Source organism: Pseudooceanicola sp., assembly GCF_041987405.1.
GTDB lineage: Bacteria > Pseudomonadota > Alphaproteobacteria > Rhodobacterales > Rhodobacteraceae > Pseudooceanicola.
Genome location: NZ_JBHIWR010000001.1, coordinates 43,600 through 66,036, shown reverse-complemented (window position 1 = coordinate 66,036; position 22,437 = coordinate 43,600). Strand labels below are relative to the sequence as shown.

Sequence of the window (22,437 nt, the reverse complement as noted above, 5' to 3'; positions counted from 1 at the left end):
TGAGGCGTTGCAGGGATACAAAATTCAAAACGGTCTGGTGATAAGGTCCATTTCCCATCTCTTGGCGGACCAATGAGGTGCCGATGACAAAATACGCTGGCGGAGCACTCATCCCCTCGCTGCAGGTCGACCGGGGCCATGCGGCCAGCCTGTCGATGCAGTTGGCCACCAAACTGCGCGACCTGATCCTCTCGGGCCAGCTGCCTGCGGGCACGCGCCTGCCGGCCACGCGCATCCTGGCCAAGGATCATGGCGTGTCGCGCACCACGGTCGTCACGGTCTATGAACAGCTTGCCTCCGAAGGGATGATCACGAGCAAGGTGGGCGCGGGCACCTATGTATCGGACGAGGTCAAACTGCCTGCCAGCCCGCCCGAACCGCGCGCCCCCGCAACGCCGCCGCAGATCGCCGACCTCAGCCGGGATGCGGCGGATCAGTTCTTCCCGCGTCTGGAACACCCGCGCAAACCGCGCCCCTTCGTGACCGGCATGCCCGCCTTCGATGCCTTTCCCATGGGGCTATGGGCGCATATGTCGGCGAAATACTGGCGCGGCGCGCGGGCCGAGATCATGTCCTACCCCGACGCCACCGGCCTGCCTGCATTGCGCGAGGCCATCGCGCGGCATCTGGGCGCGAACCGGGGGCTTCTGTGCCAGCCGGAGGAGGTCTTTATCTTCGCCGGCGCCCAGGACGCCTTTCTGCAGATCGCGCGCATCCTGCTTGAACCCGGCGCGCCCGTCTGGATGGAGAACCCCGGCGCTATCGGCGCGCGCAATGCGCTGCTGGCGCGCGGGGTGCGGTTGGTGCCGGTCCCTGTGGACGCAGAAGGGCTGAACGTCGCCCGGGGCAGGGTGGCAGAACCTTCGTTCCGCGCCGCCTTCGTCACGCCAGCGCATCAGCATCCCCTTGGCGTGCCCATGTCGCGCGACCGCCGGTTTGACCTGCTGGCCGCCGCCGATCTGGCCGATGCCTGGATCATCGAGGATGACTATGTGGGCGAGTTTCACTATGGCCGCGCCTCGCTTCCACCGCTCAAGGCGCTCGATACCTCGGGCCGGGTGATCTATGTCGGCACCTTTTCCAAGGCGCTCTTTCCCGCTGTCCGCCTGGGCTACGCCGTGGTCCCGCCAGCGCTGGTCGAAACATTCGAGCGCATCCTCTCCGCCGCCGCCCATGGCGTGTCCCATTCGATCCAGTCCATCGTGGCCAGTTTCATCGACGAGGGGAAGTTCAGCGCCCATATCCGCCGGATGCGCAGCCTTTACCGCGACCGGCGTGATGCGATGATGGAAGCGGGGGAAAGGCATCTCTCGGGTCTGCTCGACATCCGCTGGACCGAAACCGGGTTCCACACGGTCGGCCTGCTGCCCGGTCCCGGCGATGAGGAGGCCATCGCCCGCGCCGCCGCCGATGAGAACCTCGCCACCGCACCCCTGTCGCGCTTTGCCCTGACGCCGCTGGACCAGCAGGGGCTGACCCTTGGCTTTTCCGCCACCCCGCCGATAGAGATCACCCGCGGCGCGGAACGGCTGGCCCGCGCGATCAGCCGCGCCCGGCGATAAGATCCGCGGCCTTTTCCCCGATCATCATGGCCGGGGCGTTGATATTGCCGGAGGGGATCACCGGGATGATCGAGGCGTCGGCGACCCGCAGCCCCGCCAGCCCGTGCACCTTCAGATCAGGGGCCACCACCGCCCCCCGCGCCGCATCCGGCCCCATGGCGCAGGTGCCGCATTGGTGAAAGACCGATCCCGCCGTGTCCCGGATATAGCTTTCCATCGCCGCGCGGTCCGTCGCGCCGTCGCCGGGGCGCAACTCCCTCTCGATATGATCGGCCAGGGGGGGCTGCGCCGCGATGGCGCGTAGCAGGGGGAAGGCGGCGATCAGCTCCTCCAGATCCTCTGGCGCGCTCAGGTAATTGCCATGCATCTCCGGCGCCTCCGACGGATCGGCGGAGCGGATGTGCAGCCAGCCGCGGCTCTTCGGATGGCAGTTGGACGCGCCCAGCATGAAGCCCTGAAAGCTGTCCGGCGCCATCAACCTGCGCTTGCCGGGCCGCGCCCGCGTGTAGGACATGGGCGAGAAATAGAGCTGGATGTTCGGCACCTCATGTTCCGGCGTGCTGCGCACAAACCCGCCCCCCTGATTGACCGACAGCGCCAGCGGCCCGCCGCGCGTCAGCAGATAGCGCATCCCGGCCAGCATCCGCCCGCGCCATGTGCCGAAATCGCGGTTCAGCGTGGGGGTGCGGGACAGATAGGCGATGTCAAAGCCCAGGTGATCCTGCAGGTTGCGCCCGACACCGGGGGCAGAATGGACGGTCTCGATCCCCAGATCGGCCAGCCGTTGCGGATCGCCCACGCCGGAGCGTTGCAGGATGGCGGGGGATCCGATGGCCCCGGCGGCCAGCACCACCTCCCGCGCCATGATCCGGATCGGCCGCCCCTTCTGCGTGAGCTCGACCCCGACGGCCCGCCGCCCGTCGAAGAGCACCCGCGCCACCAGCGCATCCCGCACGACGCGCAGGTTCGCACGCTTCATCGCCGGTCGCAGATAGGCCCGGGCCGCCGAACAGCGGAACCCGCCTCGCGTGTTGATCTGGTAGAGCGCAACGCCCTCCTGATCCGCGCCGTTGTAATCTGGATTGACCTCATGCCCCGCCGCCTGCGCCGCTGCCAGATAGGCATGGCTCAGCCCGTGAGCATCCGCGTCGATGTCGCGGACATGCACCGGCCCTGCGCCCCCGCGCCATTGGTCCGGCCCGCCCTGATAGCTCTCCATCCGTCGAAAATAGGGCAGCAGGTCGTGGTAGGACCAGCCGTCGCATCCCGCCTCCGCCCATTGGTCGTAGTCCCGCGCCTGACCGCGCACATAGACCATGGCGTTGATCGCGGAGGACCCGCCCAGCACCCGACCGCGCGGCCAATAGGCCTGACGCCCGCCCAGTTCCGGCTCGGCCTCGGTATAATAACGCCAGTTCAGCCGGGGGTGATAGAAGGCCCCGCCATAGCCGATCGGCATCCAGACCCAGGGCGAGGCATCGGAGCCGCCGGCCTCCACCACCGTCACCCGCGTGGCGGAGCGTTCGCTCAGCCGCCCGGCCAGGACCGACCCGGCCGAGCCCGCGCCGACGATCACGATATCCGTTTCGATGATGCACCCGTCCGACATGGTTTCCCCGGTTTGATCAGCGGTGAGCCTAGCGTTGCAACGGTCTGCCGTCGCAGGCCATTTCGCGCAATCGGAAAGGCCAATGCGCCGCCCCTTGACGCCACGCAGGTGCCAGCGTAGCGGAGCGTGCATGGCCCGTGCACCTCTACTCCAGCTTTCCGCGATCTCCCTGACCTTCGGGGGCGATCCCGTCTTTGACGACCTCTCGCTCGTGATCCAGCCCGGCGACCGATTGGCGCTGGTCGGGCGCAATGGGTCCGGCAAATCCACCCTGATGAAGGTCATGGCCGGGCTGGTGGAGGTCGACACCGGCGACCGTGTCGTCACCCCCGGCACCTCCGTCGGCTATATGGAGCAGGACCCGGAGATGGCGGGCTTTACCACCCTGGGCGATTTCGCCACCTCCGCCCTCGATCCGGCGGAACACTACCGGGTGGAAATGGCCTCCGAGGGGCTGAAGTTCGATCCCGACCGCCCGGTTGCCACCGCCTCCGGCGGGGAACGCCGCCGCGCCGCGCTGGCCAAGCTGATGGCCGAGGCGCCGGAACTGATGCTGCTGGACGAGCCGACCAACCACCTGGATATCGAGGCCATCGCCTGGCTGGAAGCCGAGCTGAAGCAGACCCGCGCCGCCTATGTCCTGATCTCCCACGACCGGACCTTCCTGCGCACCCTGACCCGCGGCACGCTCTGGATCGACCGGGGCACCGTGCGGCGGCAGGAGGAGGGCTTTGCCGCCTTCGAGGCCTGGCGCGACAAGGTCTGGGAGGACGAGGACATCGCCCGCCACAAACTGGACCGCAAGATCAAGTCCGAGGCGAGATGGGCCGTCGAAGGCATCTCCGCCCGCCGCAAACGCAACCAGGGGCGGGTGCGGGCCCTGCAACAGTTGCGTGAGGATCGGGCGTCCCAAATCCGGCGTCAGGGCACGGCGGCGATGGAACTGGCCTCCGGCCCGCAATCCTCGCGCCGGGTGATCGAGGCGCGGGGGCTGAGCAAGGCCTTTGGCGAGCAGACCCTCGTGAAAGGACTGGACCTGCGGGTGATGCGCGGGGACCGGATCGCCTTTGTCGGCCCGAACGGGGTGGGCAAGACCACGCTGATCAAGCTGCTGACCGGGGAAATCGCCCCCGATGCGGGCGAGGTCATACTGGGCAACAACCTCGTCCCCGCGATCTTTGACCAGAGCCGCGCGGCGCTGGACCCGGAACAATCGCTTTGGGAGAACCTCGTCGGCGACAAGGAGATGCGCGTCTCCGGCCAGGCCGATCAGGTGCTGGTGCGGGGCCAGCCGAAACATGTGGTCGGCTACCTCAAGGAATTCCTCTTCGACGACGCCCAGGCCCGCGCGCCCGTCCGCTCTCTCTCCGGCGGGGAAAAGGCGCGGTTGTTGCTGGCCAAGCTGATGGCCAAGGAAAGCAACCTGCTGGTGCTGGACGAACCGACCAACGATCTGGATGTGGAGACGCTGGACCTGTTGCAGGAACTGCTCGACAGCTATGACGGAACGGTCCTTCTGGTCAGCCACGACCGCGATTTCATCGACCGCGTGGCCACCACGACGATCGCCATGGAGGGCCGTGGAAAGGTGACAGTCTATGCGGGCGGCTGGTCGGATTACCAGGCGCAGAAGGGCGAGAGCCCCCCTGCGCGCGCCGCGGCAGAAAAGCCCACAGCGGTGAAACCCGCGACCTCGCCAAAGCCGCAACAGAAAGCCGAAGGGCTGACCTTTACCGAAAGGCATCGGCTGGAGGAACTGCCCGGGGTGATCGACAGGTTGACCGCCGAGATCGCCAAGCTGGAGGTGTTCCTCGCCCAGCCCGACCTCTACACCAGCGAACCGGTGAAATTCGCCAAGGGGACGGAGGCGCTGGTCGACCGCCAGACGGCCCTGTCGGAGGCGGAAGAGGAATGGATGACGCTGGAAGAAAAGGCCGAAGCCGCCAGGTAACTCGACCCGCGTCTAATCGGCGTCGCCAAAGCGTTTCGCCACCTGTCCGATCACCACCACGGTCAGCAGGATGCGGTAGAGGTGGTGCAGCGTCACGAAGGCTGGGCTGGCATTCAGCGACAGTGCCACCAGCGCCATTTCCGTCACGCCCCCCGGCGCGAAGGAGATCAGCAGCGCATCCACATGTTCGCCCGTCAGCGGCTGCAGCAGCACGGCCATCGCCGTCCCGATCAGCAGCATCGACCCGACGCTGAGAAAGGCCAGCCAGATCCCCTTGATCAGCATGGCCGGGCTGAGCCCGACAAACCGCGTGCCAAGCGAGGTGCCGATCACTACCTGCGCCGCCGACAGCGTCCAGGGCGGCATGTCCAGAACGGCCATTCCGGATAGCGTCACGATACCACCCAGCAACAATGGGCCGACGAGCTGCGCCGCGGGCAGGTGCAGGCGGAAGCCGAGGAAGAGGCCGAGGAAGACCACCAGCATGGCAACCGGCAGATGCTCATACCCGGTGTCGGCGGCGGCAAAGCTGAGCCCCGCCGAAGATCCCACGGGATGCCCGATATAGATCGACATGCCGATCGGCAGCATGGTCACCACCAGGATCACCCGCAGGAACTGCGCCACCATCAGCTGCCGCATGTCCGCCCCGGTCTTTTCGCCGAACATGATCGCCTCGTAGAGACCCCCGGGCGAGCCGGAGAAAAGTGCCGTCGGACGATCGTATTTCCCGACGCGTCGGAAGATCAGGTAATTGGTCCAGAAGGTCAGCGGCACGAAGAGCGTCAGCGCGGCAAAGGAATAGGCCGCCTTGGGCAGGGCCATGATGACGTCCATCGTGATCTTGGTGCCGATGGCCACGCCGATCACCGCGATGAAGATCGCCCGGAAGTTGTCGTTGAACTTGAAGTCCGGCGGGATCAGCGCGGTTTCGGGCGTTTTGGCCAGCAACTCCGCGCCCTGGGCGAAGATGGCGACGCCGATCAGGCTGCCAAGTATGAAGGGAAGGGGCAGGCCAAGCGCCTGCGCGATAAACCCGCCGATGGAGCCGAGGAGGATGAGAGCGAGGTGGAGAAAGATCAGACGCGGATGGATTTGGAACTGGGGGATCACGCGCGATCACGTCCGGGTCTGAGGATTGGAGCGGGTGAAGGGAATCGAACCCTCGTCTTAAGCTTGGGAAGCTCCTGCTCTACCATTGAGCTACACCCGCGAAGTGTCCGGCTTCACTACGTCAGAGCCTGAGGGCGGTCAAGTGGCCTTGGTGGGGGGCGTTGCAGGGCGACCGCGCGGCGGCATGAGGCTGACATTCACGCACACCGCGCCCCGGCCCCCGCGCCGGGGCCTCGCAGGCTCGAGCCACACACGGGTTCTATTCGGAACCTCGGGTCTACGGGACCCCGGCGCGGGGGCCGGGGCAGGCAAGCGCTTGCAACCCTCGTGTCCCGGGCTTGCCCCGGGACCCCGAAGGTAAGCGCACTATGGCTGGATAGGGCTGGGCGCGAGGCCCCGGCTCGGGGGCCGGGGCAGTAGTCGCCTTATGCCGCGCGGCCGCACGCGGACAAAGCACCTGCCCCAATCAGCGCCTGCGGCGTCTCCGGCCCGGCGCGTCGGAACCGGCCATATTGAAGGACACCTCCGGCAGCGGTGCTATGGCGCGCAGTTCCGGGAAGGGATCGGTCGCATGGGGGATCGCATTGGCGTTGACGAAATGCTCCTGAAACCGCGGGGCGATGGCGGTCTCGATCTTGGTGATCCGGCGCACCCCGTCCTCCACCTGCTGCCGCGCGGCGATGGAACACAGCGCCATCCGCGCCCCGGTACCCGCCGCATTCCCGGCGGAGCTGACCTTGTCCAGCGGCACATCCGGGATCATCCCCAGCACCATGGCGTGCTTGGGCGAGATATGCGCGCCGAAGGCCCCCGCCAGCACGACCCGGTCCACCCGGTCGACCCCGCGTTCGTCCATCAACAGCCGCGCCCCGGCATAGAGCGCGGATTTCGCCAGCTGGATCGCCCGGATATCGCCCTGCGTGACCGAGATGCGCGGCCCGCCCTCGGCCGTGCCGTCATGCAGAAGATAGCTGTGCGTCCGTCCTTCGGCCTCGCAGCGCGGGGTGCCGGTCTGCTCGGCCGATCCGATCAGGCCCTTGGCGTCCAGCAGGCCCGCCATGCGCATCTCCGCCACCGCCTCGATGATGCCCGATCCGCAGATGCCGGTGACACCGGTCTGCGCGACGGCGGCGGCAAAGCCCGGCTCATCCGACCAGAGGTCAACGCCGATCACGCGAAACCGAGGCTCCTTGGTCTCGGGGTCGATCTCCACCCGCTCGATCGCGCCCGGCGCCGCCCGTTGGCCGGAGGAGATCTGCGCCCCCTCGAAGGCCGGGCCCGTGGGCGAGGAGCAGGCCAGAACCCGTGTTCTGTCCCCAAGCAGAAGCTCCGCATTGGTGCCCACGTCGATCACCAGCATCAGCTCGTCCGACAGGTCCGGCGCCGTGGCCAACGACACCGCCGCCGCATCGGCCCCGACGTGGCCCGCGATACAGGGCAGCATATAGGCCCGTGCCCGTGGGTTGATTGTCGAAATCCCCAGATCCGCCGCGGGCAGGGAGAGCGCCTCGCTCACCGCCAGGGCAAAGGGGGCCTGGCCCAGTTCCGTCGGGTCGATGCCGAGCAGCAGGTGATGCATGACCGGATTGCAGACAACCGTCGCCTCGACGATCAGCGCGGGGTCGATCCCGGCTTCCTCAGCCAGCGCCGTGGCCAGCTCCGAAAGCGCGGTGCGCACGACCTGCGTCAGTTCCGCCTCGCCACCGGGGTTCATCATCACGTAGGAGACACGCGACATCAGATCCTCGCCAAAGCGGATCTGGGGGTTCATCAGGCCGGAGGAGGCACGCACCGCGCCGGTATCCAGATCGGTCAGATGCGCCGCGATAGTGGTGGAGCCGAGGTCGATTGCCAGACCGAAGAGCCCCGCCTCGTGCAGGCCGGGCCAGATCTCGATCACCTCGGGCGCGGCCCGGGTATGATCGCGATGCACGGCCACGGTGACCTGCCAGTTGCCCTTGCGCAGAACCGATTGCAACCGGGCCAGCAGGGAGGGCGCGGCGCGGACCCCCATGACCTCCCATTGATCGGCCAGCGCCCGGGAAAGTCGTTCGAAATCGCCCGTGGGCACGTGCATGTCCGGTTCCGTCACCTCGACGAAGTAGAGCCGCGTCGCCGTGTCCATCACCATCGGGCGCGCATCGGCGGATTTGCGGATCACCTGGCGGTGCACCTGGCTTTCGGGCGGGACATCCAGAACGATATCGCTCTGGATCTGTGCCTGGCAGCCCAGACGCCGTCCCTTGGCCAGCCCGCGCTTGTCGTCATAGCGCTGTTCAACTGAATTCCACTCCGACAGGGCATCGGCGCGCACGGTCACCCCATGTTTGGCAAATTCGCCGTAGGAGGGCGTCACCTGGCACTTGGAACAGATGCCCCGCCCGCCGCAGACCGAATCCAGATCGACGCCAAGCTGCCGCGCCGCCGACAGCACCGTGGTACCCCGGGCGACCCGCCCGCGTTTGCCGGAGGGGGTAAAGATGACGAGCGGCTGATCGGACATGAGCCTTGCCTTTGGCGGCCTGGGGATTGGGGTCAGACTAAGCCCTTGCAGGGGCATCCGAAACGCCGACGCGCGGCGTTTCGAAGTTCAGAAGCGTCACGCGGGTGTCAGCGGAAATTGGCGTTGACCGCCGCGACCGCCTGCTGATCCAGCGACACCCCGGCGCGCTGCCGCGCGTCTTCGGAAAAGGCGCGGTAGAGGTCATTGGCGACGGAGGCCTGCAACTGCTGTTCCAGGCTGTCCCGCATCGCCTTGACCTCCGGGTCGTCCAGGTTCGGCGGCAGCACCTCTTCCAGCTTCAGGATGAGAACCGCGCCAAAGCCGTCGACCATGCTGATCTCGCCCGGCTCCATCGCAAAGGCGGTCTCGACAAAGCTGTCGGGCGCCCCCAGGACCGACCCCTGACGGGTCAGGTTCTCTTCGGTTTTCACCTCCAGCCCGAGGCTGGCGAAATCGGCCGCTTCACGCAGGCGGGTGACGTGATCCGTCGCGATGCCGCGCAGGCGCTCCATCTGGCGGCGGGTTTCCCAGATGCTGACGACCCTGTCCCGCACGTTCTCATAGGGCGCAGGTTGCGGCGGGATCACCTCTTCCAGCCGCATCGCATAGATGCCGCCATCGTCGAGGTAGAGGATTTCCGGATAGTCATCCTCGCTCAGCGCTTCGGCGGCCTGATCGAAGCCCGCGTAGGCGGCAATACCCTGGCCCTGGCCCGGGGCCCAGTCGACGGAGCCAAGCCGCATATCCGTGTCTGCGGCCAGCTCTTCCAGCGTCGCGCCGGAGGCCAGCATGTCTTCGGCCGGTTCCGCCACCGTGGCGACCTGGCGGGCGGCGCGGTCGGCGGCCAGTTCCTGCCGCAGTTCGGGCAGGGCCTCCTCGAAGCTGGTGGTTTCGGCGGCAAGGATCCCGTTCACACGGAAGAAGGCCGGGCCGAGGTCGGTCGGCAGGGGGCCGACGACATCGCCGGACTCGGCGGCGAAGACGGCCTCGCCCGCCGCATCCAGATCGCCGATGGCCACATCGCCCATGTCGACGTCATCCAGGCTCAGCCCGCGCGCCTCGACCAGATCGTCAAAAGTGCTCGTGCCCTCGTCCAACGCCACCCGCGCCTCATCAGCGCGCGCCTCGTCGGCGTAGATCAGGCGTTCGACAAGACGGCGTTCAGGGCGGTTGTATTCTGCCGCGCGGTCGTCATAGGCGCTGCGCAGCAGCTCCTCGTCCACCTCCACCTGGTCCAGAATCATCTCCGGCGTGAGCCAGGCATAGGTGATGCGCTTCATCTCCGGACGGGTGAAATCCTCGATCTCGTCTTCGTAGAGCGCGCGCAGGTCCTCCTCCGACGGCTCCAGATTGTCCGCCTCCAGCTGGTCGCTTTCCACACGGGCCCATGTCACACGCCGGTTCTCGGCAAAATAGCGCAGAACCGCGTCGACATAGCTGTCAGGCAGGGCCGCGCCAGAGACGACCGCCCCCTGAACCAGCGCGCGGGAGGTTTCCTTGCGGATGCTTCTTTCGAACTCGGATTCGCTCAGCCCCGCGCGTTCAAGGGCGAAGGTGTAGGCATCACGGTCGAACTTGCCGTCGACCCCCCGAAAGGCAGCGATGCCCTGCAACTGCTTGGCCAGCGTTTCATCCCCGACAGACAGGCCGATCCGGGCGGCCTCGTTGTCGATGGCGGCGTCGGAGATCAACCGGCTCAGCACCTGCCGGTCCAGACCGAGTGCCTCCGCCTGTTCAAAGGAGATCGACTGACCGGATTGGGCCTCCAGCGCGCGCAGCTCGTTCTGCAGGGCGCGGCCGTATTCCGCGGTGGTAATGTCCTGGTCCCCGACAGAACCGACGCTGCGAACGGAGCTGGAGAAACTGGTGGCACCGAAGCCGCCCAGCCCGAGGATGAGCAGACCCATCAGGATCCAGACTGCGGTCCTTGCCCCGGTTTTTTTCTTTGCCATGACTGCACCGTCTCCTTCATCCGCGCAGAGCGCGGGTAATGTGTCGGCCCTGTCTAGTGTGCCGCGGGATAGGGGGCAAGGGGCCGCGCTACTCCGCGACCCGTGCCAGCCGGTCGATCAGGGTGCCGATCCCCGCAGTGTCCAGATTGGCAAAGGCGATGCGCATCTGGCGCTGGCCCTCCGCATCTCCCTCGGGCGTGAACATCGTGCCCGGCAGCATCAGCACACCCGCCTCCGACACCAGCCGCCGCGCGATCACATCCGAGGGCGCCGCGAAGGGATGATCGACATAGGCGAAATAGGCACCGGCCCCGCGCAGCCGCCAGCCCCGCGCCTCCAGCGGCGCGAAGCCTGACCGAACCGCCGCCCCCCGCGCCAGTATCTCCGCCCGCTCGCCCGCCAGCCACTGGCCCAGGTTGCGCATCCCCCAAAGCGCCGCAAACTGGCCCAGTTGCGCCGGGCAGATCGTCACGGTGTCGAGGTATTTCTCCACCTCCGCCAGTCGCGCGGCAGAGGTGACCATGGCGCCGACCCGGTGCCCGGTCAGCCGGTAGGCCTTTGAAAAGGAATAGAGCTGGACCAAAGTCCGTCCCCAATCCGGGCGCGCGAACAGATCATGCGGCGCGGCGGAGGAGGAATGGAAATCGCGGTAGGTCTCATCCAGGATCAGCACCAGACCATGCGCCTCGCAGAGGTCATAGAAGGCCCCGATCAGCTCCGGCGGATACTCCACCCCCGCCGGGTTGTTCGGGCTGACCAGCGCAATCGCCCGGGTCCGCTCAGTGATCAGAGCCTTCGCCGCCTCGATCTGCGGCAGCAGCGCCGCATCCGTGGGCAGCGGAATGGCCCGCGCCCCCGCCATATCCAGCGCCATCTTGTGGTTGAAGTACCAGGGCACCGGCAGCAGAACTTCGTCCCCCTCGGCCAGCAGCGTGGCGATGGTGGCGCAGAAAGCCTCGTTACATCCGGAGGTTATGGCAACCTGATCCGCAGCGGTCTCGCCGCCATACGCCGTAAGCCACTGCTGCGCGACCTCCTCCCGCAGCGCGGGCAGGCCAAGGACGGGGCCGTAAAGATGCGCCTGCGGTTCCTCCAACGCGAGGCGGGCAATTTCCCGGCGCATGGCTTCGGGCGGCGGATCGACCGGCGCGGCCTGGCTGACGTTGATCAGCGGCAGGTCGGCGGGCATCTCTGCCTCCGCCAGCCAGCGGCGCGCCTCCATCACCGGGGGCGAAAACGTCGTGGCGGTGCGGGGCAGGGCCATGGTCAGCGTTCCGGGATCAGGCCGCGCGGCGAGAAGCGCAGCACCACCAGCATCAGAACCCCCATTGTAAACAGGCGCATATAGGCCGCGCTGTCCACCAGATGGTCCTTGAAATTGCCCTCTGGGAGGCCGGAGGTGAGGATCCCGATGGCCCATTGCCCGACTGGTTCGACCTGCACCCAGAGGAACCAGATCAGGAAGCCGCCCAGCACCGCGCCAAAGTTGTTGCCGGACCCGCCGACAATCACCATCACCCAGATCAGGAAGGTAAAGCGCAGCGGCTGATAGGTGCCCGGCACCAGCTGCCCGTCCAGCGTCGTCATCATCGCGCCCGCAATCCCGCAGATTGCCGAGCCAAGGACGAAGATCTGCAGATGCCGCCGCGTGACGTCCTTGCCCATGGCCGCCGCCGCCGTTTCGTTATCCCGGATCGCCCGCATCATCCGCCCCCAGGGGGAGTTCAGCGCAAGCTGCATCAGCAGCAGGATCAGGACGAGGACAATGGTGAACAGGACCGCATAGCCCAGTTTGACCGTGATCGTCGAGGCCGTCACCGGATCGGCAAAACGTGAGGCGAATTCAGCACTTTGCTGGAGCTCGAAAGCCGTCGGAAGCGGCGAGGGGACGCCAATGACGTTCTTCACGCCGCGCGCCATCCAGTCCTCGTTCTTCATCACCGCCAGGATGATCTCGGCAATTCCGAGCGTGGCAATCGCCAGATAGTCGGACCGCAGGCCAAGTGCCGTCTTGCCGATCGCCCAGGCGGCCCCGGCGGCCAGCAGCCCCCCGACCGGCCAGGCCAGCAGCACGGGCAGACCCAGCCCGCCCAGGTTGCCCTGAAGCGCGGGGTTGACGCTTTCCACCGCGTCACGCGCGGGATCGAACAGCATGCGGAAGAGGATGAATCCGATGGTCAGCATCGCCGCCACGATCCAGCCCCGCCGCGGCAGTTTCGCGGTCCAGGCATAGACCGCCGCCGCCGCCGTCGCGGCCCCCACGGCCAGCGCCAGCAGGATGCGCCAACCGCCCACGGCCCAGGCCTCTGCCACCGGCGGCATCGCGGTCAGCGCCACCGCCAGCCCGCCAAGTGCGACAAAGCCCATGACACCGACGTTGAAGAGCCCGGCAAAGCCCCATTGCAGGTTCACGCCCAGGGCCATGATCGCGGAAATCAGCCCCATATTAAGAACTTGCAGGGCGAGGTTCCAGCTCTGCATAAATCCCGTTAGCAGGATGAGGGCCCCCACGAGGGCGAAGAGAGAGGCGTCGCGCAGGGTCATACGGATTTCCCCTTGAACAGGCCCGTAGGCCGGAAGAGCAGAACCACGATCAGGATCACGAAGGAGACCGCGAACTTGTAGTCGGTCGACAGAAGCTGAACCAATCCGTCAGGCGCCCAGGTCTCCGGTACGACATAGGTCAGCACCTTTTTCCAGGCGTAGGTGATGATCACCTCGGAAAAGGCGATGACGAAACCGCCGACGATCGCGCCGATCGGACTGCCCAGCCCGCCGACGATAGCCGCCGCGAAGAACGGCAGGAGCAGCTGGAAATAGGTGAAGGGTTTGAATGACTTGTCCAAACCGTAAAGCGTGCCTGCCAGGGTGGCGAGCGCCGCCACGATCAGCCAGGTCACGGTCACCACACGCTCCGGGTTGATGCCCGAGAGCAGGGCCAGGTCCTCGTTGTCGGAATAGGCGCGCATGGATTTGCCCGTGCGTGTCCGGTTGAGGAACCAGAAGAGCCAGACCACCGCGATCACCGCGATCACCACGGTCAGCGCCTGCCCGGTCTTGATGGCGAGGCCTTCTTCAAGCCCTGTCATCTCCTTGAAATCACGTGCGGAAATCAGAAACCGCTCGCCATCGGCAAAGCGTTGGTCGTCCGGCCCGATGATGAACCGGACCAGCCCGTTGGTCACGAACATCACCCCCATGGAGACGATGACCAAAACCACCGGTTTCACCTTCTGCGCGCGGTAGAAGCGATAGACCACCCGGTCCGTGCCCAGGACCAGCGCCATGCAGAGCAGGATCCCGAAAGGCAGCGCCAACAGGGCCGTGGGCAAGGGCCCCAGGCTGAGGCCCCAGGATTGAAAGGCCCAGGTCACCAGCACCACGCACATGGTGCCAAAGGCCATGGTATCGCCATGGGCAAAGTTGGAGAACCGGAGGATCCCGTAGATCAATGTCACCCCAAGCGCGCCGAGCGCCAGTTGCGCGCCATAGGCGAGCGCCGGGACAAACACGAAATTTGACAGGGCAACCAGTGCGTTGAGCCAATCCATCATCCGACCTTTTCGCAGAGACCGAGGTAAGTAAGCGACTGCGGACCGTCGGTGATATGCACCGTCAATCGCGCCGCGCGAGGTCCTGCAGACAGCAGGTAGACCGCCCCGTCCGTGCGAACGAAGACCGTCAGAATGCTCTCCGTATCCCGCTTTGCGAGGATCGGAAAGGTGCCGAAATCGGTGACGAACTTGTCCTCCCCACCCCTCACGGCGACGGTGAAGTTGCTTTCAGCACAGGCTTCGGACTCATAGCATTCAGTTTTGAAATTGCAGGAATAATCCGAGGCCTGGGCCAGACCGGGCAGGGCAGACAAAACCACAGCAACCAGATAGCGGATCATGGCGTCACCCCGCGCGCCAGGGGCATCCCCCCGACATACGCCGTAAGGCGTGGCGACATCAGCAAGTCAAGTGCGAACCAGCCCATCCCTTACCCTCCAAGGAAGCTGGCCCGGACCTCCGGGTCGGCCAGCAGGTCCTTGCCCGTTCCGGTATGGGCATTGGCTCCCTGCACAAGGACATAGCCCCGATCCGCGATCTCCAGCGCCTGCCGCGCGTTCTGCTCTACCATGAGCACCGGCAGACCGGTCCGCGCGATCTCGATGATCCGGTCAAACAGCTCGTCCATGACAATCGGGCTGACCCCGGCCGTCGGCTCGTCCAGCATCAGAACCTTCGGCTTCGTCATCAGCGCGCGGCCCACGGCCACCTGTTGCCTCTGCCCGCCGGAGAGTTCCCCCGCCGCCTGATGCCGCTTGTCCTTCAGGATTGGGAACAGATCGTAAACCGTTGCCATCGTTCCGGAAATGTCATCGTCCCGGATAAAGGCGCCCATCTCCAGGTTCTCTTCCACAGTCATCGAGGGAAAGATATTGTTCACCTGCGGGACAAATCCCATGCCCTGACGCACCCGGTCCTGCGGGCTCAGCCCGGTGATGTCCTGACCTTCCAGCAAGACCTGACCCGACCGCACGTCCAGCATGCCGAACAGCGCCTTCATTGCGGTGGATTTGCCCGCGCCATTGGGCCCGACAATCACCGCGATCTCCCCGGGGTTCACCGCGATCGTGCAGCCGTGCAGGATATCCGGCCCGCGGCCATAGCCGCCGGTCATGGCCTCGCCGATCAGGAAGGGGCGCGTGTCGTCTGCGAGGCTCACTGCGCCATCTCCTTGTTTTTGAGACCGGTGCCCAGATAGGCCTCGATCACATGTTCATTCGCCTTGATCTCGGCCAGCGTGCCCTCGGCCAGCACCTTGCCTTCGGCCATGCAGATCACGGGATCGCAAAGTTTCTCAATGAAATCCATGTCATGCTCGATCACGACAAAGGTATAGCCGCGCTCGCGGTTCAGCCGCAGGATCGCATCCGCGATGGTCATCAGCAGTGTCCGGTTCACCCCGGCGCCGACCTCGTCCAGGAAGACGATCTTGGCGTCGACCATCATCGTGCGGCCCAGCTCCAGCAGCTTTTTCTGCCCGCCCGAGAGGTTCCCGGCCTTTTCATCCGCGAGGTGGGAAATCGTGAGGAACTCCAGAACTTCGTCCGCCTTACGTTGTAAGTCCCGCTCCTCCGCCGCGATCTGACCGCGACCGAACCAGGCATTCCACAGCGTCTCGCCGGATTGGCCGCCGGGCACCATCATCAGGTTTTCCCGCACGGTCATCGAATGGAACTCATGCGCGATCTGGAACGTCCGCAAGAGCCCCTTGTGAAACAGGTCATGCGGCGGCAGGCCGGTGATATCCTCCCCGCCCATGGTCACCCGACCGGAGGTGGGCGGGAGAAGCCCTGCGATCACATTGAAAAGCGTGGTCTTTCCTGCGCCGTTCGGCCCGATCAGCCCGGTGATCGACCCGTCCCGGATCGTCAGGCTGGCGCCGTCCACGGCGTGGAAGCCGCCGAAATGTTTGTGGATGTCCTCGACGACGATCATCTCTGTCCCCTGTGGCGCGGGCGTTTGCCGCCTCTTGCCTGAATATGCGAAGCGGCCCGGTTCTGGGCCGGGCCGCTTCAAAGGTCAACCTAGTCTTAGCGGTAGCCGACCGTGGTCATCTTGCCGTCTTCGAACTTGATCTCGCGGTAGGAGCCGGAAGCCTCGCCGGGGCCGATCAGTTCGACCGCCGTCGCGCCGACATAGTCGATGTCGGTGCCAGCTGCGAGCAGCTCCAACGCCTTGCCCAGCTCGCCCGGATAGATCGGCTCGCCCGGGGCATTGGCGACTTCCATGATCTTGCCCTTGTACTCGTTCGGATCAGTGGACCCGGCGGCCTGCATGGCCAGCATGATGAGCGCGGCCGCGTCATAGCTTTCCCCGGTGTACGGGCCGGAGACGTCGAAGGCATCGCCCACAACTTCGGCGAACTTGGCCGCACCCGGGCTGTCGGTGCCCGGAACCTGACCGGTGGAGCCGTCCAGTTCGGTGCCGAAGTTCTCTTCCAGCGCGGAGCCGATCATGCCGTCCGGCAGGTGGAACTTGTCAAACGCGCCGGTGTCGAGCGCGCCGCGGATGATGCCCGCGCCACCCTGATCGACATAGCCCGCGACGACCAGCAGATCACCACCGGCGGAGGCCAGGGCCGCAACTTCGGAGGAATAGTCCGCCTTGCCGTCTTCGTGTGCGGCGGAGATCGTCACCGAGCCGCCCGCGGCTTCGAAGGCCTGCTGGAAGCTGTCCGCCAGACCCTTGCCGTAGTCGTTGTTGGTGTAGGTCAGCGCGACCGATTTGACGCCCATGTCCATCAGCGCCTCGGTCATCACGACACCCTGACGTGCATCGGAGGGCGAGGTGCGGAAGAAGAGGCCGTTGTCCTCGGTCTCCGACAGGCCCGGCGAGGTTGCGGAGGGCGAAATCATCACCATGCCGTTCGGCACGGCCACGTTGGTCAGAACCGCGCCGGTCACGCCGGAACAGTCAGCCCCCATGATGCCCTTCACCCCGTCAGAGGTGATCAGGCGTTCGGCCGCGGCCGTTGCGGCGCCCGCGTCGACACAGGTCGAATCCGCACGCACCGGCGTGACGGAGGACCCGTCCATGAACTTGCCACTGTCGGTGACTTCCTTCATGGCGAATTCCGCACCGGCGGCCATGGCCGGCGTCAGCGATTCAATGGGTCCCGTAAAGCCGAGGATCACCCCCAGCTTGACGTCTTCGGCATGTGCCGCTGCGGTCATTGCCGTGATTGCGGCACCTGCGAGCAGAAGCTTTTTCATCGTTCATCTCCCTATTGGAACAATGGTCCGGGGATGATGCTATGCGCGCCAAAGCAAAAAGAAAAGCTCTCGTGATGTCAGGTTGTTTCTACGTCAACTTGGCCTAGCTCTGGGCCAAAGGAGATATCTCATGCTCAGATTCATTGCCGCCGCCTTCGGAGCCGTGCTTTTTGCCTTGCCCGCGAATGCTCTCGACACCTCCGCCGGATCGCTGCGCATCGAAGAGGTCGCCCGCGGCTTCGACACCCCCTGGGCGATCGGGTTTCTGCCGGACGGCGGGCTGCTGATCACCGAAAAGGCCGGGCGCCTGACCCTACTGCGCGATGGAGAGGCCCGGCGGGTCTCCGGTGTTCCGCCCGTGGTCGATGCCGGGCAGGGTGGCCTGCTGGACGTGATGATACCCCGCGATTTCGCGCAAAGCCGCGAGATTTTCCTGACCCATGCCACGAGCCAGGGCAGCGGCAGCGGCACCGCGCTGACCCGGGGCGTGTTGTCTGAGGATGGCACGCAGCTGACCGGGGTGAAGACCCTCTTCGAAATGGAGCGGGGCAGCACCGGCGGTCGCCATTTCGGCTCACGCGTGGTCGAGGGGCCGCAGGGCCGCCTCTTCATGACCATCGGCGAACGGGGGGATCGCCCGTCGGCGCAGGATCTGTCGCGTCACAATGGCTCGGTCATCCGGCTGAACCGCGATGGATCGGTGCCGGACGACAACCCCTTTGTCGGGGTTGAGGGCGCGCAGCCGGAGATCTGGTCCTACGGCCATCGCAACCCGCAGGGCGCGGCCCTGGACGCGAACGGTCAGCTCTGGGTGAGTGAGCACGGCGCACGCGGCGGGGACGAGGTCAACCGGATCAAGAAGGGCGCCAACTTCGGCTGGCCGGTCATTTCCTATGGTCGGCATTATTCCGGCATGAAGATCGGCGAGGGCACGCAGAAACCGGGGATGGAACAGCCTGTAAGCTACTGGGACCCGTCTATCGCCCCCTCCGGCATGACCTTCTATGACGGATCGATTCGCGAATGGCGCGGCGATGCTTTTGTCGGTTCGCTGAAGTTCGACTATATCGCCCGGCTCTCGGGCTCTCCCCTGCGCGAGGTGGAAAAGATCGAAGCGCCAGAGACCACCCGTGTCCGCGATGTTCGCACCGGACCGGATGGCGCGCTGTGGTTCCTGTCCGAGGGGAATGGGGCGGTGTATCGGATAGTAAAAGAATAGAGTCAGTGTGTTATGGGCGGATGCTAATGTGATCTATGAGCGGGTGTAACTCTATCAAGAGCAACTTGCGCTGTAAGTTAAAGTAGCGCGGAAACACCCCCTCCACCAGACGGGGCTCATGGCCCCGCCGCACCCGCCACCTCAGGCGAAAACCAAGCTTACACTATCAGCCGCGACGCCGCCGACCACCCCGGCTACGACCCGGCCCGGTGTCGTCGCCCGTGCCGTCCGAGGCCGACGAAAAGCCGCCCAGCTTTGCCGCGATCTGCTCCAGCGTCGGGCGTTCGCCGCGCGGACGGGTGCTCAGCGCCTCAAGCATCTTTTCCAGATGTTCCGGCATCGTCCCGCAGCAGCCGCCGATGATCGTGGCACCGCAATCCCGCGCCATCGCCGCGTAATCGGCCATCAGGTCGGGCGTGCCATCGTAATGGATATGCCCGTCGTGATATTTGGGAATCCCCGCATTGCCCTTGGCGATGATCGGCCGTTCGGCCCCCTGCGCGGCAAAGCCCAGCACCGTCCGCAACAGGTCCGACGCACCGACCCCGCAATTCGCCCCATAGGCAATCGGGGGATTCGGCAGTTTCTCGACCATGGCGACCATGGCTTCGGAGGTCACGCCCATCATGGTGCGCCCGGCAGTGTCAAAGCTCATCGTGCCGCACCAGGGCATGTCGGCCAGGGCAAAGGCCTCCGCCGCGGCCTTGTATTCTTCGGGGGCGGAGATCGTCTCCAGCCACAGCACATCCGCGCCGCCGGCCTTCAGCCCCTCGGCCTGTTCGTGGAACATCTCCACCGCCAGCTCGTGCGTCAGCGATCCCATGGGGGCCATGATCTCGCCCGTCGGCCCGACCGACCCCGCGACGATCACCTGACGCCCGGAGGCATCCGCCACCTCGCGCCCCAGCTCCGCCGCCAGCCGGTTCAGCTCCGCCACCCGGCCCTCGGCCCCGTGCAGTTTCAACCGCGAGGCATTGCCGCCGAAGGAATTGGTCAGGAAGATATCGCTGCCCGCGTTCACCGCCCCGGAATAGAGGGCGCGGATCTTCTCCGGTTCGTCCACATTCCACAGCTCCGGCGGCTCGCCCGAGGCCAGCCCCATGTTGAACAGGTTCGTGCCCGTCGCGCCATCGGCCATCAGCCAGTCGCGGGTTTCAAGCAGCTTGGTCAGGGCGTCGGTCATCGAATCCTCCGGTCAGGTCGGGGCGCGTTCCGTCCCACATAGCGCGCGTGCCGACCGCTGGAAAGCCCGGCTAGCAACGCTTTTCCCAGATGGTCCGGGCAATATCCGCCGCCGAAAGGGCCAGTGTCACCATATCCGGGGCGGCCATGTAGAGCGGCTGTCGCCTCGGGCCGAAGCTTTCCTTAAACCGCGTGAGGCCAGCCCCGCCCGTGCCATCCGCGATCCGGTGGCGCAGGGCGGCCAGCATCCTGTGTTCGCAACCCGGGCGGGCGGGCATGGCGGCCAGTGTCATCCGGGTCCGACCCTCCTCCCGTGCGCTCCGGATGGCGGTGGCGATCAGCAGATGCATCGTGCCGTCGGGCGGCTGCGCGGCATGGCGGACCAGATCCAGCGCCAGGTCATGCCGCGTTTCATGCAGGGTGACAAAGGCGATGGCCCGCCCCTCCTGCCGCGCGACAAAGATCTGCTGCGGGTCCAGATAGTCGCGACAGAACCGCCCCATAGAAAACCCGCGCGCTCCCCGATGGTCCGAGACCCACTGCCGGTCGATCTCCGCCAGCTCATCCAGCATCGCCGGGGCAGGGCGCTCGCGCGTCACCTGCACCCCCGCCTTATCCGCCTGCCGCAACTTCCGGCGCAGTTGCCGAAACTGCGGCCCGTCGGTGTCAAAGCCCGCCGGGTCGATCACCGCATCATCGGCAATCCGCAGAACCGCCCAACCGGCCCGACGCGCCCGCGCCGCCAGCCGCCCGGTGCATTTGTAAACCACCGGGATCAGCATCCTGTCCCGTGCCGCGGCGGAGAGCGCGCTCAGCACGCCGCCGGGACGGCCGGAGATCGGATCGAACAGCAGCGTCAGCGTCTGCCCGGTTTCCGCAACCACCGCCGTGCCCTGTTCTGTGGACAGCACCCGCCCGCCGTTCTGCCGGGCGACCCCGCATTCCGCCCGCGTGGCCTGGGGCAACAGGCCGGAGCTGACCGGGCAAGGCAGCGGCGCGGCCTCTCGGATGCGGAACGGCACGGCCAGCGGGATCAAGGCGATCATCGCGGGAACGGCGTAATAGATCACCCGCCAGGCCAGCACGGCGCCAAGCAGCGGCGCCTCCGCCACATGCGGCAGCAGGGCCAGCAGCGTCAGCTCGAACGGTCCCGCCCCGCCGGGGGTGGAGCTGAACAGCCCCGCCCCAAGCGCCAGCGCAAAGACCGGAAGCAGGACCTCGAAGGTCAGCGCCATATCGGCGGGCATCAGCACAAACAGCGCCGCCGCCGCCGCCACGATGTCCAGCCCCGTCAGCAGGACCATCGCCGCAAGGGCGCGCAGGCTGGGCAGGCGCAGCGTCAGCGGGCCAAGGCGGAGGACCGGACAGAGGAAGGCCAGCGTCACCGCCGCTAGGGTCACGCCCCCAGTACCCAGAACGATCCAGCCCGGCACCGTCACCCCCGGCAGCAACCAGGCCATCAGCACCGCGATCAAGGCCCAGGCGGCCATGAAGCTCAGCGCCACGGTACCTGTGACCGCCGCAGCCATCCCGGGCTGGGCCCCTGACAGCATCCGCCAACGCGCCAGCGCCCCGGTCACCATCCCCATTCCCAGCACCTGCGCCAGCGCGATGGACCCCGCCCCGGAGACCTGCGCCACCCGCGATGGCACCCCGGTGCGCAGATGTCGGTGCATGACCAGATCGTAGCTGCCGATGGCCCAGAAGGAGACCGCCGTCGCCCCCGCCGCCGCGATCCACTGCCCCAGGGAGGTCGCTTCGACCACCGCCGCAACTGCCTGAAAATCCAGCCCCTCCAGCCGGTCGCGCAGCAGCCACAGACAGGCCGCCCCGATCAGCAGCGGCAGGCCGGAACGCAACAGGATCCGAGAGGCGGCCGCGCGTGCCACGGCAGCCCGCTGGCGGGCGTTTTGGGTCATAGGTCTCTCCACTCACTCCGCGGTGAGGCATAGGCAGGAAGTCCTACCGAGGTCTTAACCCATGCCATCATCTGGCCGTCTGTCTCGAAGGACTGCTCGATCCGGTCTGCGCCGGTTTTCAAGGCGATTAGCGGTGTGGCGAGGGGATGAAAACCGACAATCTGAAGCAGATCGCTCAGCTTTAACCTGTGTGTGGCCGCGATGCCGCACGTTTAACGAGAAAGGGGCGCTGACCCGTCCGGCCGCGCCCCTTCTTGCGACCCGAAGGTCGGCTTATTCTTCCAGCAGCTGGCTCTTGGCGACCTTCAGCAGCTGATCCATCTTGGCGCGCACCTCGTCGGCGCTGGCCTTGTCGCCCAGATCGCCCGCGACCTTGCGCACAACGTCCTCATGTCCGGCTTCCTCGAAATCGGACTTGATGACTTCGCGGGCATAGGCATTTGCGTCCTCGCCGGTTTTGCCCAGCAACTCGGCCGCCCAGAGCCCCAGAAGCTTGTTCCGGCGCGATTCAGCGCGGAACTGCATTTCCTGGTCGTGGGCGTATTTGTTTTCGAATGCGTTTTCGCGATCGTCGAAGGTGCTCATGGCCGCTCCCCTGCGTGAAATTCCCTCAGCCCCGATATGCCCCCCTGCGCGAAGGCGTGCAAGCCCCGTGGGGCGC

General features: G+C 66.2%; 17 protein-coding genes and 1 tRNA gene. 3 read left to right on the top strand and 15 right to left on the bottom strand.

Annotated elements, in window-relative coordinates; all coding sequences use genetic code 11:
• Positions 1–83 precede the first annotated feature (83 nt).
• Positions 84–1,562 (top strand): PLP-dependent aminotransferase family protein, encoded by a 1,479-nt coding sequence (locus ACFC2Y_RS00290; RefSeq protein WP_375173054.1) that lies wholly within the window; start codon positions 84–86, stop codon positions 1,560–1,562.
• Here the strand turns inward: ACFC2Y_RS00290 and ACFC2Y_RS00285 are convergent.
• Positions 1,543–3,171, bottom strand: a complete 1,629-nt coding sequence (locus ACFC2Y_RS00285; RefSeq protein WP_375173053.1) for a GMC family oxidoreductase — start codon at positions 3,169–3,171, stop codon at positions 1,543–1,545. The two genes, ACFC2Y_RS00290 and ACFC2Y_RS00285, sit on opposite strands and share 20 nt — an antisense overlap.
• Positions 3,172–3,301: 130 nt before the next feature.
• Between ACFC2Y_RS00285 and ACFC2Y_RS00280 the strand changes: the two genes are divergently transcribed.
• The gene (locus ACFC2Y_RS00280; protein ID WP_375173052.1) at positions 3,302–5,122 is read left to right on the top strand and encodes an ABC-F family ATP-binding cassette domain-containing protein; all 1,821 of its coding nucleotides are present in this window, start codon (positions 3,302–3,304) and stop codon (positions 5,120–5,122) included.
• A 12-nt stretch (positions 5,123–5,134) separates the two neighbouring features.
• Here the strand turns inward: ACFC2Y_RS00280 and ACFC2Y_RS00275 are convergent, their stop codons facing one another.
• The 11 genes from ACFC2Y_RS00275 to ACFC2Y_RS00225 all read right to left on the bottom strand — a co-directional run bounded on the left by ACFC2Y_RS00275 (position 5,135) and on the right by ACFC2Y_RS00225 (position 17,456).
• Positions 5,135–6,235 carry an AbrB family transcriptional regulator gene (locus ACFC2Y_RS00275; protein ID WP_375173051.1) on the bottom strand — a complete coding sequence of 367 codons (1,101 nt, stop codon included), beginning with the start codon at positions 6,233–6,235 and terminating at the stop codon, positions 5,135–5,137.
• A 26-nt stretch (positions 6,236–6,261) separates the two neighbouring features.
• Positions 6,262–6,335, bottom strand: a tRNA-Gly gene (locus tag ACFC2Y_RS00270).
• Positions 6,336–6,701: 366 nt separating this feature from the next.
• Entirely contained in the window at positions 6,702–8,738 is a 2,037-nt protein-coding gene (locus ACFC2Y_RS00265; RefSeq protein ID WP_375173050.1) for an ASKHA domain-containing protein, read from the bottom strand.
• Between the two features lie 107 nt (positions 8,739–8,845).
• A complete protein-coding gene (locus ACFC2Y_RS00260; protein ID WP_375173049.1) occupies positions 8,846–10,690 on the bottom strand; it encodes a SurA N-terminal domain-containing protein in 1,845 nt (614 codons plus the stop codon).
• Between the two features lie 88 nt (positions 10,691–10,778).
• Positions 10,779–11,960, bottom strand: a complete 1,182-nt coding sequence (locus ACFC2Y_RS00255) for an aminotransferase (protein WP_375173727.1) — start codon at positions 11,958–11,960, stop codon at positions 10,779–10,781.
• On the bottom strand, positions 11,957–13,234 hold the full coding sequence (locus tag ACFC2Y_RS00250; protein WP_375173048.1) for a branched-chain amino acid ABC transporter permease: 1,278 nt from the start codon (positions 13,232–13,234) through the stop codon (positions 11,957–11,959). The genes ACFC2Y_RS00255 and ACFC2Y_RS00250 overlap by 4 nt, the downstream gene beginning before the upstream one ends.
• Positions 13,231–14,241, bottom strand: coding sequence for a branched-chain amino acid ABC transporter permease (locus tag ACFC2Y_RS00245; protein WP_375173047.1), 1,011 nt, complete (start codon positions 14,239–14,241; stop codon positions 13,231–13,233). The genes ACFC2Y_RS00250 and ACFC2Y_RS00245 overlap by 4 nt, the downstream gene beginning before the upstream one ends.
• Complete coding sequence (locus ACFC2Y_RS00240; RefSeq protein WP_375173046.1) at positions 14,241–14,585, bottom strand: hypothetical protein; 345 nt, start codon at positions 14,583–14,585, stop codon at positions 14,241–14,243. The genes ACFC2Y_RS00245 and ACFC2Y_RS00240 overlap by 1 nt, the downstream gene beginning before the upstream one ends.
• Before the next feature lie 89 nt (positions 14,586–14,674).
• Positions 14,675–15,358, bottom strand: a complete 684-nt coding sequence (locus ACFC2Y_RS00235) for an ABC transporter ATP-binding protein (protein ID WP_375173726.1) — start codon at positions 15,356–15,358, stop codon at positions 14,675–14,677.
• A gap of 41 nt (positions 15,359–15,399) precedes the next feature.
• On the bottom strand, positions 15,400–16,179 hold the full coding sequence (locus tag ACFC2Y_RS00230) for an ABC transporter ATP-binding protein (RefSeq protein ID WP_375173045.1): 780 nt from the start codon (positions 16,177–16,179) through the stop codon (positions 15,400–15,402).
• Between the two features lie 95 nt (positions 16,180–16,274).
• Positions 16,275–17,456, bottom strand: a complete 1,182-nt coding sequence (locus ACFC2Y_RS00225) for an ABC transporter substrate-binding protein (protein WP_375173044.1) — start codon at positions 17,454–17,456, stop codon at positions 16,275–16,277.
• A gap of 130 nt (positions 17,457–17,586) precedes the next feature.
• Here ACFC2Y_RS00225 and ACFC2Y_RS00220 point away from each other — a divergent pair, with 130 nt between their 5' ends.
• Positions 17,587–18,675 (top strand): PQQ-dependent sugar dehydrogenase, encoded by a 1,089-nt coding sequence (locus ACFC2Y_RS00220; RefSeq protein ID WP_375173043.1) that lies wholly within the window; start codon positions 17,587–17,589, stop codon positions 18,673–18,675.
• 166 nt (positions 18,676–18,841) lie between these two features.
• Here ACFC2Y_RS00220 and bmt read toward each other — a convergent pair whose 3' ends face one another.
• The 3 genes from bmt to ACFC2Y_RS00205 form a co-directional block, all read right to left on the bottom strand.
• On the bottom strand, positions 18,842–19,858 hold the full coding sequence (gene bmt / locus ACFC2Y_RS00215) for a betaine--homocysteine S-methyltransferase (RefSeq protein WP_375173042.1): 1,017 nt from the start codon (positions 19,856–19,858) through the stop codon (positions 18,842–18,844).
• Positions 19,859–19,928: 70 nt separating this feature from the next.
• On the bottom strand, positions 19,929–21,776 hold the full coding sequence (locus ACFC2Y_RS00210) for a phosphatidylglycerol lysyltransferase domain-containing protein (RefSeq protein WP_375173041.1): 1,848 nt from the start codon (positions 21,774–21,776) through the stop codon (positions 19,929–19,931).
• 273 nt (positions 21,777–22,049) lie between these two features.
• Complete coding sequence (locus ACFC2Y_RS00205; protein WP_375173040.1) at positions 22,050–22,361, bottom strand: DUF1476 domain-containing protein; 312 nt, start codon at positions 22,359–22,361, stop codon at positions 22,050–22,052.
• Positions 22,362–22,437: the final 76 nt, after the last annotated feature.

What these genes read in the sequence shown, in the direction of transcription:
- ACFC2Y_RS00250 (WP_375173048.1), bottom strand. Translation starts at nt 13,234, where the DNA reads ATGACCCTGCGCGACGCCTCTCTCTTCGCCCTCGTGGGGGCCCTCATC.
- ACFC2Y_RS00265 (WP_375173050.1), bottom strand. Translation starts at nt 8,738, where the DNA reads ATGTCCGATCAGCCGCTCGTCATCTTTACCCCCTCCGGCAAACGCGGG.
- ACFC2Y_RS00235 (WP_375173726.1), bottom strand. Translation starts at nt 15,358, where the DNA reads ATGACCGGCGGCTATGGCCGCGGGCCGGATATCCTGCACGGCTGCACG.
- ACFC2Y_RS00260 (WP_375173049.1), bottom strand. Translation starts at nt 10,690, where the DNA reads ATGGCAAAGAAAAAAACCGGGGCAAGGACCGCAGTCTGGATCCTGATG.
- ACFC2Y_RS00290 (WP_375173054.1), top strand. Translation starts at nt 84, where the DNA reads ATGACAAAATACGCTGGCGGAGCACTCATCCCCTCGCTGCAGGTCGAC.
- bmt (WP_375173042.1), bottom strand. Translation starts at nt 19,858, where the DNA reads ATGACCGACGCCCTGACCAAGCTGCTTGAAACCCGCGACTGGCTGATG.
- ACFC2Y_RS00210 (WP_375173041.1), bottom strand. Translation starts at nt 21,776, where the DNA reads ATGACCCAAAACGCCCGCCAGCGGGCTGCCGTGGCACGCGCGGCCGCC.
- ACFC2Y_RS00245 (WP_375173047.1), bottom strand. Translation starts at nt 14,241, where the DNA reads ATGGATTGGCTCAACGCACTGGTTGCCCTGTCAAATTTCGTGTTTGTC.
- ACFC2Y_RS00240 (WP_375173046.1), bottom strand. Translation starts at nt 14,585, where the DNA reads ATGATCCGCTATCTGGTTGCTGTGGTTTTGTCTGCCCTGCCCGGTCTG.
- ACFC2Y_RS00285 (WP_375173053.1), bottom strand. Translation starts at nt 3,171, where the DNA reads ATGTCGGACGGGTGCATCATCGAAACGGATATCGTGATCGTCGGCGCG.
- ACFC2Y_RS00230 (WP_375173045.1), bottom strand. Translation starts at nt 16,179, where the DNA reads ATGATCGTCGTCGAGGACATCCACAAACATTTCGGCGGCTTCCACGCC.
- ACFC2Y_RS00205 (WP_375173040.1), bottom strand. Translation starts at nt 22,361, where the DNA reads ATGAGCACCTTCGACGATCGCGAAAACGCATTCGAAAACAAATACGCC.
- ACFC2Y_RS00220 (WP_375173043.1), top strand. Translation starts at nt 17,587, where the DNA reads ATGCTCAGATTCATTGCCGCCGCCTTCGGAGCCGTGCTTTTTGCCTTG.
- ACFC2Y_RS00225 (WP_375173044.1), bottom strand. Translation starts at nt 17,456, where the DNA reads ATGAAAAAGCTTCTGCTCGCAGGTGCCGCAATCACGGCAATGACCGCA.
- ACFC2Y_RS00280 (WP_375173052.1), top strand. Translation starts at nt 3,302, where the DNA reads ATGGCCCGTGCACCTCTACTCCAGCTTTCCGCGATCTCCCTGACCTTC.